We start from the raw sequence: 11894 nt of genomic DNA, 5'->3' as shown, positions 1-11894 counted from the left end.
AAATTGGGAAAATTTTTTTAAATCTTTATCACTATATAATCTCTTTGATCCAGGAAGCAACAGGATTGTTGCAGACTCGTTTGCGGCAAGGATATTACGCCGGGAAAGAGTCGGACAGGCGAAGTCTTTCTCATTGACAGGAAAAGGTATTTGAGGTATGTTTGGTATATAGAATATGGTTTTGTATGCAGAACAAATCTTTTCTGTTTATTATGTGCAGCTCCAGAAAGGGGGAAAGGTGAAGCCGAACAGGAGAGATGGAAATAATCAGTCTGGATACAGTCCTATCGTCCCGGCGGTCGATCAGGCAGGAAAGATACTCCTGTGCCTGGGGCGGGGAGGTCGTTCCAGATGGACCCTCACAGAGATTTGCCGGGAAGTGGGTATCTACAAGAGCAAGGGCTATTCCATCCTTACCACCCTCATGCAATTTGGATTCGTTGAAAAGGATCCCCAGAGCAAGACCTATTCCCTCGGCCCAGGTCTCCTGTCTCTCTCACGGTTCGTCCTGGACCATATGGATATCCGCGAAAGGGCCCTCCCCTTCTTGGAGGAGATTGCGGTTGAGACCAGGAACACGGCCCTTCTTGGGCTGATCAGCGCCGGCCAGGTCTTCGTTGTTGCCAAGCATGAAGGGAACCAGGATATCGGGGTGACTATACGGCTGGGTCACCGATTCCATCTCACGGCCGGTGCCCACGGGAAGGCCATTGTGGCATTCATGCCAGAGGAGGAAAGAAAGAAGGTCCTGGCCCGGAAAAGGCTCTTTTTCTACGGGCGGTCTGAACCGGTGGACATGGGAAGGCTCAAGGAGGAACTCGCCCTTTGCAGGGAGGAAGGTTATGCAAAGGATGCGGGTGGACTTCAGCCCGGGATAAACGCGGTGAGTTCACCAGTATTCGGGCCACACGATCGTATCATCGGATGCCTGATCCTTATGGGGACCTTTCCGGTGGAGCAGATGGATGAGAAGGGATCAAGGGCGGCTGAGACGGCGGCAAGGATCTCAGAGGCCCTGGGTGCTGACGCCGACAGGCTTTCATTGAAAGGACCGGGGAAAGGGATTTGAGACCCCTCACTCCGGGAACCGAAAGGGAGGTAAAAACATGCCGGAATTCGTTTACTCGAATGCCGAAAAGGAGATGGAGACATACGGGTACGACTCCGTGACAAAGAGTTTCTGTCGCATGTGTCACGGGGGATGCGGCGTCTTGATTTACATGAAGGACGGCAAGGTGGCGAAGATCGCTGGAGACCCGGATTGTCCTATCAACCACGGAACCATTTGCAGCAAGGGGCTTGCGGCCGCCCAACTGGCCTATCACCCGGACCGGCTCACCTATCCCGTGAAAAGGATAGGAGAGAAGGGAAGCGGAAAGTGGCAGCGTATCTCGTGGGACGAGGCCCTGAATACCATTGCGGAGCGGATTCTCCACTACAAGGAACAATACGGGGCCGAATCCGTTGTCCTGGGATACGGGACAGGGCGGGAAAACGAGGCGGTGATCTACCGTTTCGCCAATCTCTTGGGCACTCCCAATGTTCTTACGGCCGGGCATTTCTGCTACGGACCCAGAATCTCCACTTCCATCATCACCTGCGGGACCAACCCGATCGTGGATTACGAGAATCACCCGAAGTGTATCATGGTCTGGGGAAACAACCTGGTCATCGGGAATCCCGACGAATATAAAGGTGAACCCTTCTCAGTGGCCCTTGATAAGGGTGCCAAGTTGATCGCCGTTGACCCGAGGCTCACGCGCATCGCCGCCCGGGCGGACATTTGGCTGCAACTGCGTCCCGGAACGGACGCAGCCCTGGCCCTCGGGATGCTCAACGTGATCATCAATGAGGAACTCTACGACAAGGAGTTCGTTGAAAACCACGTTTTCGGCTGGGAACCCTTCGTAAAACGAGTGATGGAGTATCCACTGGAAAAAGTGGAGGAGATCACCTGGGTTCCCAGGGAGAAGATCCGCCGGGCAGCCAGGCTCTATGCCACAACAAAACCTGCGGGAATCCAGTGGGGAGTCGCCATTGAGCAGCAGGTCAACTGCGCGGACAACGATCGGCTTCTCATGTGTCTCATGGGGATTACCGGGAATATCGATGTGCCGGGCGGACAAGTTCTCTTTCAAACCCCGAGGATCCGAAACGTTGGATACTTCGGCGCCCACCGGATGCTTCCCGACACGCAAAGGGAGAAACGCCTTGGAGGCGATCGATTCCGCCTGGGGGCCAACTTCGCGATCATCAATCCAAAATGCGTATGGGACGCCATCCTGGAAGAGAAACCCTACCCCGTGAAAATGCTGTTTTTCATCAGCTCCAATCCCCTCATGACCCGTGCCAACGCCAGGGAGGTGCGAAGGGCCCTTGAAAAGGTCGATTTCATGGCCGTGTCGGACTTCTTCCTCACCCCCACGGCCGAGCTCGCCGACATCGTGCTTCCTGCGGCCACCTGGCTTGAGATGGACTATATCGGTGATTTCTGGAAACGCCACGGCTACATCCTGCCCAGGCGGAAGGTGATCCAGGTCGGGGAGTGCAGGTCAGACCATGAAATGCTCAACGACCTCGCCCACAGGGTCGGCCAGGGGCACCTGTGGTGGGACAACTTCGAGCAGGCCCTCGACTGGATCCTGGAACCCCTGGGGATTACCTGGCAGGACTTCAAGAAGATGGATTACATCCGCGGGGACGTGATCCCGCAGAAATACAAGGAAAAAGGTTTTTCCACCCCCAGCCGCAAATTCGAACTCTATTCCACATTCCTCGAGGGCCTGGGTTACGATCCGTTACCACGGCACAGGGAACCGCCCGAGAGCCCTTACAGCACACCGGAACTCTACGAGCAATATCCCTACATCCTGATAACGGGCCGAAGGCTTCCGGGATTCTTCCATTCTGAGAATCGGCAGGTCTCCTGGCTCAGGGAGCTCCACAGAGACCCGACGGTGGAAATCCACCCGGAGACCGCCAGGAAGGAGGGAATCAAGGAAGGGGACTGGGTCTTCATCGAGTCTCCCCGGGGACGCGTAAGGCAACGCGCAAAGTTCTTTGAAGGAATGGATCCCAGGGTGGTCTCCGCGGAACATGCTTGGTGGTTCCCGGAGAAGAAGGACCCGGGCCACGGCTGGGACGAGTCCAATATCAACATCCTCACCAACAACGCCTATGAAAATTGCGATCCTGCAATGGGCGCAACCCATATCCGAACCCTTCTTTGCAGGATTTACCCCGCAGGAAAGGAGGAGTAAGATCCCATGAAGAAGTATGCTCTATACGTGGACAATGCGGCCTGTTGGGGGTGCAAGGCATGCGAAGTGGCCTGCAAGCAAGAGACCGACATGCCGGAAGGAGTGAAGCTCATCTCCGTTCAAGAAGATGGACCGCGGCTGGTGGATGGAGAACCCTACTTCATGTTCAGGGTCAATGTCTGCAGGCACTGCGATGAGCCTCCCTGTGGGGCGGCCTGCCCGGAAGGGGCTATCACCAAGGATCCGGCCACGGGTATCGTGGTGCACGACCCTGAAAAATGTACGGGTTGTGAAACGGCTAAATCCAATGGATTGGAGTACAAGCAAGGGGTCTCGCCCTGCAAGAAGAATTGCCCGGCCGGGAACAATGTCCAGGCCTTTTTGTCCTTGGCGGCCAGAGGGAAATTCGATGAAGCCCTGAAGATCATCCGGGAGACCAGTCCCTTTCCCGCCATCTGCGGGAGGGTTTGCTATCACCCGTGCGAATCGGGTTGTAACCGGGGGCAAGTGGATGAACCCGTGGCCGTTAAGGCCGTTGAACGCTACCTCGGGGACTTCGCCCTGAATGAAGGGAGGCTGCCCTTTCCCCGCATCAAGGCCCGGAAAGACGAGAAGGTCGCGGTCATCGGATCCGGGCCTGCCGGTCTGAGCTGTGCATATTATCTTGCCCGGGAAGGCTATCCCGTGACGATTCTGGAAAAGGACGATTGCCTGGGAGGGATGCTCACCATGGGTATCCCGTCCTACCGCCTCCCACGCCATATTGTGGAGCAGGAGATCCAAATGGTCCGTGACATGGGAGTCACCATGATGACCGGGGTCGAAGTGGGAAAGGATACCACCATCGAACGGTTGCGAGAGGAAGGATTCAAGGCCTTCTTTATCGCCATCGGCACGCAGGAATGCCGCCGAATGGGTATCGAGGGGGAGGATCTTAAAGGCGTCCATGGAGGATTGGAGTTTCTCAGGAAGGTCAACATGGGTGAATCAGTGAGCCTTGGAAAGACCGTGGCCGTGATCGGGGGGGGAAATACGGCGCTGGATGCGGCCAGGATGGCGCGAAGACTGGGGGCGGAAAACACTTTCATCCTGTATCGCCGTGGGCTGGAAGAGATGCCGGCCCATCCCGAGGAGGTGGAAGAGACCTTGGAGGAGGGGATCGCAATTCAACCCCTGACTCAACCCATCCGTATTACAGGCAAGAAGAACGGCCGGGTGCATGCCCTCGAATGCCTGAAGACGAGCCTGGGAGAACCCGATGAAACCGGGAGGCGGAGACCTGAGCCCGTTCCCGGCTCGGAATTCACCTTGGAAGTGGACACCGTCATCATGGCCCTCGGCCAGGAAGCGGACTGGTCCTGTCTGACCCCTGAGTGCTCTTGCACCGTGAGCCCCTGGGGAACCCTGAATGTGGACCCCCTCACCCTTCAGAGTGATGATCCTGATATCTTCGCGGGCGGGGATGCCGTGAGGGGCCCCCGCACGGTAACGGAGGCCATTGCGGACGGGAGAGAGGCGGCCATCTCAATCGACCGCTATCTTCAAGGCCGCGATCTCTGGTGGGACAGGAAGCGTGACTGGGCGGTGATTCCATTGCCCCGGGACAAGACATTCGATCTGCGACCCAGGATATCCGGATCCAGCCTGGACCCCCGCAAACGTGCGGATAACTTTGATGAAGTACAAAAGGGATTTACAGAAGAGATGGTCCTGCAGGAAGCTCAAAGGTGTATCACGTGCGGGAGCAGTTGTGTCCAGGCCTGTCCTTACGGGGCCATGGTCTTTGATGGTGTGAACGGGACGGCCCGAAAGTGCAACCTTTGCATTCATCGGGTGGAAAAGGGACTTTTTCCAGCCTGTGCCGACAACGTTTGTCTGGCCCATTGTATCTACTTTGGAGATCCGGATGAAATCCGGAGACAGGTCGAGCAGAAGCACAGAGCCTGGTCGAAAGCTCCCGTGGAAAAGATTATGGCGACAGGAAGATGAAGGGAGTCAACCCGTGAGACGAGCGAGTCGTCACGGCGAAATAGGGAGGGAATCATGCCTGATATTGATATCCACATAGGTGAAATGCTTGCCCGGAACGCAAGGATGTATCCGGACGATGTGGCCCTGGTGGAACGGATTCCTGCCGAGAATGTGAGAAAAGAAGTGACCTGGAAGCAGTTCGACGATGAGGCCAACCGCTTCGCAAATCTGCTAGTTGAAAAAGGAGTCGGAAAAGGGGACAGGGTAGTCCATCTCATGATGAATTCCATCGAGTGGTTGGTGACCTACTTCGGTATTCTCCGCACCGGGGCCTGGGTAGTTCCCCTGAATTTTCGCTTTACCGGTGCGGACATCAAGTACTGTATCGATGTCGCTGAACCGAAAGTGGTCATTTTCGGGGAGGAATTTACTGAGCGAATCGAGGAGATCAAGGAAACGGTTCCTGTCCGGGACTACCTCTTTACTGGAGAAAAGGTGCCGGAATTCGCCGATTCTGTTCGTGAATGGACCCCCCGGACGTCCCCCGAACCTCCTGATGTTGAACTCTATTATGACGACTCGTGTGCCCTGTACTTCACCTCCGGAACCACCGGGCGCCCGAAGCCGATACTGCTTGCCCACAAGAACCTGGTTTGTGCTGCTATCACTGAAAAGGTCCATCACGGCCAGGAAAGGCACGACAATTTCATCCTGATACCTCCCCTCTACCACACCGGCGCCAAGATGCACTGGTTCGGCAGCTTGATCGTAGGAGGGCGCGCCGTGATCCTGAAGGGGGTCTCCCCCGAGTGGATCTTTGAGGCCGTAAGCGAGGAGGGAGGGACGATTCTTTGGCTTCTGGTGCCCTGGGTCCAGGATATCCTCCTGAAGCTTGACAGGGGGGAAATGCGACTTGATGACTACAGGCTGGAGCAGTTGCGGCTCCTCCATATCGGGGCCATGCCGGTTCCCCCTTCCCTGATCCAACGATGGAAAGGGTATTTTCCCCACATGGACTACGATACGACCTATGGCTTGAGCGAGGCCACAGGCCCGAACTGCGTCCACCTGGGAGTTGAGAACACCCACAAGGTGGGGGCGATCGGGAGGTCCGGGTTCAACTGGGAGACCCGGATCGTGGATGAAGAGGGCCGTGACGTGAAACAGGGTGAGGTGGGAGAACTCATCGTGAGGGGAGGAGGCGTGATGCGGGAGTATTACAAGAATCCCGAAGCCACGGCCGCGGCCCTGAAGGACGGATGGCTTCATACCGGGGACATGGCCCGGCAGGATGAGGATGGATTCATCTATTTGGTCGACCGGAAAAAGGACGTAATCATCTGCGGAGGGGAAAACGTTTTTCCGGTGGAAGTGGAAAACCACCTCCATACTCACAAAGGCATCAAGGATGCCGCGGCCATCGGTTACCCGGACGAACGCCTTGGGGAAATCGTGGCTGTGGTCATTGAGTGCGTTCCAGGGACTACCCTCACAGAGGAAGAAGTCCTTGCCCATTGCAAGGCATTGCCGCGCTACAAGCGTCCCCGCAAAGTTTTTTTTGGAGAGATCCCCCGAAATCCCACTGGAAAAATTGAAAAGACAAAGCTGCGAAGGCGGTACATCGGCAGGGAAGAGGCCTTCAGGGTTTCATAGGGGGTCGCATCCTTGATGCGCCGAGGGGCGGCCGGGGTCCCAGTGAATGGGACTTGGGCCGCCCTTCCTTGTTTGAACCCATCCTAACCCCTTGAAATAACGAAGGCTTGGCCGCCGGAATTATGGCGGGAACATTGGCTTAGATCGAAGGGGCATGGGGATCTTTTCCTCGTTCCCGAGTTTCCCGACAGGTCACTTCCGAAAAGATCTCCATGCCCCTTCTCCCGGTGGTGCAGGCATTTTTTGTTGTACTTTCCGGGAATTGGAGAAAACTCCTTGCCTTCAGGTGAAGTCTTCAGTTTGATCGTTTTTTTGAGTAAGGTTCAAAGGGACAGGGGTCAAGAGAAAGGATTTGGAAGTAAAATGATTTTCAATTGAACCCTTGGCCCCTAAAGCTATCGGCTTCGGCCGATAGTGGTTTAGTCTTGTAAACTAATTCTCTCCGCATGCGTCAAATAAAATAAAAACCTAACTAAAAGGATTTCATCAAAATTTTGAAACGCTTAGTTTAGGAAAAAGAATGGATGAAGAGGAGGGAGAGGCATGAAGCTCGTTACGACGGCAGGGATAGCGGCGATGGCGGTTGCTCTGGTCCTGGCGTTCGGCAGCCAGTCCTGGGCCGATGATCGTTTCAGCAAGCGACAGGAGAGACAAATCAGGCGGATCGCCAAAGGGTTTTTGGAAGGCACCATCACCCGGGAAGAATACTTTCGGCTTACGAAAGAACAGCAACGGATCAAACGGGCAAGGCTCAGGGCCTGGGAAGACGGTCGATTGAGCCCAAGGGAAAGGCGCAGGTTGTACTACATGCTGGATAGGGCGAGTGATCACATCTACCGTGCCCGCCATACGCGCCGCTGCCGTGCCCGTAAGACGTTCTATTATTTTACGGAAAGGCATATCGAACACTGTTATCCTGCTTTTGGATGGGTTTGTCCGGAACCTCTCCGTCATGATCGGTACGGGTTCAGGGCGAGATGGTCCGAGCCCGGATGGTCCTTTTCGATATCAACCCTTGCAGTGAGGTGACAATTACTACTGGAGCCGTTACGAGACCTTTGAAAAACGTCCTCTTTTGCCCAATCTCTGCGCCTGCCTGTGCCGGGCCTATCTGCCGTTCCAACGGGACAGGCAGGCACGGCAGACAGGCACGGCAGACAGGTCAGGCTCAAATTTTAATCCTCGAAATACTTCAATGTATTCCTGCGGTTAAAATTTTCGCCTTCCTTGACCTTGAACAAAATTGAACATTTTTCAAAGGTCTCATTACAATGATCAGTGGGGCCGGGTCTTGATCGCTTTTCAGATATGGGCTCCTGGAACCACGGCAACTGGAAGCGGTGGAATGAAAGGCGGATATGAGCGGTTGCGGAGGGAGAGAATTGGCAGAGACTATCGATGCCTCTTCTGTGGTGGAGGGGAGTATGGGGGAAAACCTTACCACGGAAGGATCTGAAGATTCCGAACTCGTGGCACGCGCCCTGAGAAATGACCCTTGGGCAATAGATCGTTTGATCCGCCGATATCATCAAAGGGTTTTTGGAATCGCTTACCGGATGTGTGCGGGCAACGTGGAAGAGGCGAAAGATGCCGTCCAGGAAGCCTTTGTTCGGGTGATTCGAAATCTCAAGAAGTTCAAGGGACAATCCACATTTTACACCTGGCTGTACCGTATCGTGGTCAATACCTGTCTGGATGCCCGGAGAAAGGCGGGGCGTAGAAAGCTGTTCGGGTCCTGGTGGGGATCCAACAGGACGGGCCGTGGGAGCTTTGAACAGAAAGCCCTTCTGGATTTTCCGGATGAAACTTGGCATGTGGATCCGATGAAAACCCTTAAGGGACGGCAGTTTCGGGCGGATATTCAGAAGGCCCTGAAAGATCTTTCAGACAGGCAGCGAAGTGTTTTTGAACTCAAGGTGTTCGAAGGTCTCTCGATTTCTGAAATTGCAAGCGCCCTCCATACCTCCGAGGGGACTGTAAAGAGTCATCTTTTCCGGGCCACCCGGCACCTGCGGGAGGCCTTGAAGGATTGGGTCGATTAGATCCAAAGGGAGGAGATGCCATGAAAGGCTGTAGAAAAGGAAGAGATATGCTTCTTAAAGAAGTCCATGGCGAGTTGGATCCAGAGGCCCGGAGGGCCTTGGACGCCCACCTGAGAGTCTGCGAATCTTGTAGACAGGAGCGTATCTCCCTGATGAAACTCATGGACAAAATGAAAGATCACATGCAACCGCCGATTCTCTCTGAAAGAGAAGTAGATGAATCGGTGAGGAGAATTCGTCGAAGACTCCACAGAGGGATCAATGAAAAGCAGGAGAAGGGACTTTGGGGCTTGAGACCGGTTAGGGTGCTGTCCTTGGCGGCCGCGCTTTGCGTCCTGATCCTTGTCGTGGTTTTGCAGAATGGTGAAAGGGTTGGAAACCACGGGGTACGTCAGACAACCTTGAAAACCAGACTCCTGGTGGATGAAGGGATAGGACCTGAAGAGAGGGAGATCATCGCCAACCTGGAATTGCTAAGGGAGATGGACGCTCTTGAAAAACTGGTCCATGTTGTTGATCGGCCGAAAAAGAGCAGACCGACAGAAAATAGAGAAACAAACATTCACGGAATGAACCGATATGGAAAAATACTTTTGGCCTAAAGTGAATTCCCGTTTCGGGCACTGTGGATTTCGGTCCTGAACCAGGAAGGATGAAATGTTGAAACAGAGTCCTGATGGAGCCTGGACCCAAGGGCGCGGCCGTTATGCATGGAGCGTAAAATGATTATATTTTGTAAACCAATGATGGGAAAAAGATATCTCATGGTCGTGCGGCTTTTGGGCAAGGTGAAAATGTTTTTTTTGCTGGGGCTTGGAGTGGGAATCATATTCAGCATTACCTCAGAAGCTTGGAGTCACGGGGGAGGGGAGAATCGTCGGCCGCGGCTTACTTCGTCAAAGTACTCCCGGCCCCTTTTTTTGAATGAGATTATTATCGCAAAGGGCCCGAAGGGGCGAGGCGAAAAGGAGTGGCAGGAGAAGGTCGAAGAATGGAAAGAGATGTCTGCCCGGGAAAGGGAAATTTTGCGCCGTCGCTACGAGCAGTGGAACCGGATGTCTCCCGAAGACCGAAATCTCTACCAGCGGCTTTTCGAGCAGTGGCAGAGCCTGTCCCTCCAAGAACGAAAGAGGCTGAAAAAAATGCTCGACCACTGGGATGAGCTCACTCCCCAACAAAAGGAAAGGATCCGACGAAGGTTCAGGCCTTGAGACCTTTGAAAAACGCTCCCTTTTGCCCAATCTTCCGCCTTCGCTATGGCTACGGCGTGACAAGCCCGCCAGACAACAGCGGACAGGCCCGCCAGAAAGCGGCGGACAGGCGCTCGCGTATAATTTGGGATAAAATATGGGCACTAAAAAAGGAGACCTTAAAAGAAAGAAGGCCTCCTTTTCTCATTGGCGATAATTTCAGGCAAGAGCTTCTTGATCGGGTGGGAAAGGGACGCCTTCCCCCGAATATGGTTAAAATACGCTTTTCCTTTCAGGCTGTTGGATCATCTTCGGTTCCTTGTAAATTGAGGCGTCTATGCCCAGCGTTTCAATGAGCTTTCCGGATAGCGCCAGGAGTTTGTAAGCATTGGCCACACGATTCACCGTGGCGGTAACATAAAGACCTGCAGACTGGAAATATTCGTTTTCTGCATCCAGGAGGTCCAGGAGGCTCCGTTGTCCCACCGAGAACTGATCACGGTACAGGGTCCTGGTTTCTTCATTGAATTTTACCGTTTCCTTCAGGGCCTGCTCCTCCTCCAGGGCGGCCTTGTAATCATTCCAGGTGGCCCGGGCCTCGTTGGTAAGATTTCTTTCCAGATCCTTTCGGTCCATTTCGGCTTGTAATTTCCTGGCAAAGGCGGCACTTTTGGCCGCCTTGTCCGACCCCCCGTTTAGAAGGTTCCAGTTCATACGCACCATGGCGGCGTAATTCCGGCTCCAGTCCTCGTCTCCCTCCACGCCGTCTTCATAGGTGACGCCCACCTCTAAAAAGACCTTTGGAAAGAATTTGGATTCTGCAAGAGTGATCCTGTGGGCGGCCGCTTCGATATCGGCCTGGGCCGTGAGTAGTTTGGGATTGTTATCAAGAACGGCCTTCAGGAAATCATCGAGGGCTTTTGGAAGAAAGACATCGGGTTTCTCAGATGGGAATCTCACCTTCCCAGGCCGGTAACCGGCAAGGCGCTCGAATTCGGAGAGGGCATTCTGAAGGTCATTCTTCACCGTGATCCGTGTGGTCAGGGTACGTGAGAGTCGTGCCCTTGTCTGCATGACATCCGCTATGCTCCCAGCGCCTGCTTGCTGCATGTCTTTGAGAGAGGCAAGGATTTTTTCGTGGGCTGCGACGTTTTCTTCCGCGATCTCCAAAAGTTTTCCTTGCCTGTATACTTCCAGGGCGGCCAATACGGCGTCCAGGGCCAGGGCTTCGGCGTTGTCGAAGACCCTGTGATCAATGGAACGTACCCTGGCCTTGTCGATTTCAACCTGGCTGCGGGTTTCCTTTCCGTCAAAAATAAGTTGAGTCAACACGAGGGAGGCCTCTCCCCTGGCATGCCAGGTGTGATCCCGGTTTTCCCTCCGGGTCACTTGATCACTATGCCGGTCGGCACCGTAAGCGGCCCGGGCGTTGATCTTGGGGTAAAGACCACCCTTTGACTTTTTAAGATCGTATTTCACCGCTTCCCGGTTGTATTTCATCATTTCAAGTCGGGGTGTGGTTTTCAGGGTGTCAATCACACTCTGTTTGATGGTTACAACGTCTTTGGAGAAGGATTGCACGGGAAAGAGAAGCCATACCAAGGCAACGCTTGTTGAAAGGAAAAGGATCTTCTTCATTTGACGCTCCTTCCATTTAATATCCGGGCTGAAGGATCACAGGCCCAAGATAAAAATGAGACCAAACAAGAGTAAACCCACGGAAAAGTGAGTAAAGTCGCCGCATTCAAATCGGATCGGCTACTCTTCAGCCATGAGAT

At 54.2% G+C, this 11894-nt stretch carries 9 protein-coding genes; 8 read left to right on the top strand and 1 reads right to left on the bottom strand.

From position 1 onward, the window contains the following. Nucleotides 1-238: 238 nt before the first annotated feature. The 8 genes from JRF57_13490 (at nucleotide 239) to JRF57_13455 (ending at nucleotide 10137) form a co-directional block, all read left to right on the top strand. Nucleotides 239-1069 (top strand): IclR family transcriptional regulator, encoded by an 831-nt coding sequence (locus JRF57_13490; protein ID MBW2304712.1) that lies wholly within the window; start codon nucleotides 239-241, stop codon nucleotides 1067-1069. A gap of 37 nt (nucleotides 1070-1106) precedes the next feature. Then, nucleotides 1107-3260, top strand: a complete 2154-nt coding sequence (locus JRF57_13485; protein MBW2304711.1) for a molybdopterin-dependent oxidoreductase — start codon at nucleotides 1107-1109, stop codon at nucleotides 3258-3260. A 6-nt stretch (nucleotides 3261-3266) separates the two neighbouring features. Continuing rightward, nucleotides 3267-5249, top strand: coding sequence for an FAD-dependent oxidoreductase (locus JRF57_13480; GenBank protein ID MBW2304710.1), 1983 nt, complete (start codon nucleotides 3267-3269; stop codon nucleotides 5247-5249). 69 nt (nucleotides 5250-5318) lie between these two features. Further along, nucleotides 5319-6884, top strand: coding sequence for an AMP-binding protein (locus JRF57_13475; GenBank protein MBW2304709.1), 1566 nt, complete (start codon nucleotides 5319-5321; stop codon nucleotides 6882-6884). Nucleotides 6885-7427: 543 nt separating this feature from the next. After that, entirely contained in the window at nucleotides 7428-7913 is a 486-nt protein-coding gene (locus JRF57_13470; protein MBW2304708.1) for a hypothetical protein, read from the top strand. Nucleotides 7914-8266: 353 nt separating this feature from the next. Next, nucleotides 8267-8926 (top strand): RNA polymerase sigma factor, encoded by a 660-nt coding sequence (locus tag JRF57_13465; GenBank protein ID MBW2304707.1) that lies wholly within the window; start codon nucleotides 8267-8269, stop codon nucleotides 8924-8926. A 20-nt stretch (nucleotides 8927-8946) separates the two neighbouring features. Next, nucleotides 8947-9528, top strand: a complete 582-nt coding sequence (locus tag JRF57_13460; protein ID MBW2304706.1) for a zf-HC2 domain-containing protein — start codon at nucleotides 8947-8949, stop codon at nucleotides 9526-9528. A gap of 120 nt (nucleotides 9529-9648) precedes the next feature. Further along, nucleotides 9649-10137: a DUF3106 domain-containing protein gene (locus tag JRF57_13455; protein ID MBW2304705.1), complete on the top strand. Its 489-nt coding sequence runs from the start codon at nucleotides 9649-9651 to the stop codon at nucleotides 10135-10137. A 252-nt stretch (nucleotides 10138-10389) separates the two neighbouring features. Here JRF57_13455 and JRF57_13450 read toward each other — a convergent pair whose 3' ends face one another. Next, the gene (locus JRF57_13450; GenBank protein ID MBW2304704.1) at nucleotides 10390-11754 is read right to left on the bottom strand and encodes a TolC family outer membrane protein; all 1365 of its coding nucleotides are present in this window, start codon (nucleotides 11752-11754) and stop codon (nucleotides 10390-10392) included. Nucleotides 11755-11894 lie beyond the last annotated feature (140 nt).

Source organism: Deltaproteobacteria bacterium (assembly GCA_019310525.1).
Lineage (GTDB): Bacteria > Desulfobacterota > DSM-4660 > Desulfatiglandales > HGW-15 > JAFDEE01.
This window is presented reverse-complemented; position numbering and strand designations above follow the sequence as displayed.

Excerpts from the sequence above, each read along its gene's own strand:
- JRF57_13450 (MBW2304704.1), bottom strand. The coding sequence starts at position 11,754 with ATGAAGAAGATCCTTTTCCTTTCAACAAGCGTTGCCTTGGTATGGCTT.
- JRF57_13455 (MBW2304705.1), top strand. The coding sequence starts at position 9,649 with ATGATTATATTTTGTAAACCAATGATGGGAAAAAGATATCTCATGGTC.
- JRF57_13485 (MBW2304711.1), top strand. The coding sequence starts at position 1,107 with ATGCCGGAATTCGTTTACTCGAATGCCGAAAAGGAGATGGAGACATAC.
- JRF57_13460 (MBW2304706.1), top strand. The coding sequence starts at position 8,947 with ATGAAAGGCTGTAGAAAAGGAAGAGATATGCTTCTTAAAGAAGTCCAT.
- JRF57_13480 (MBW2304710.1), top strand. The coding sequence starts at position 3,267 with ATGAAGAAGTATGCTCTATACGTGGACAATGCGGCCTGTTGGGGGTGC.
- JRF57_13470 (MBW2304708.1), top strand. The coding sequence starts at position 7,428 with ATGAAGCTCGTTACGACGGCAGGGATAGCGGCGATGGCGGTTGCTCTG.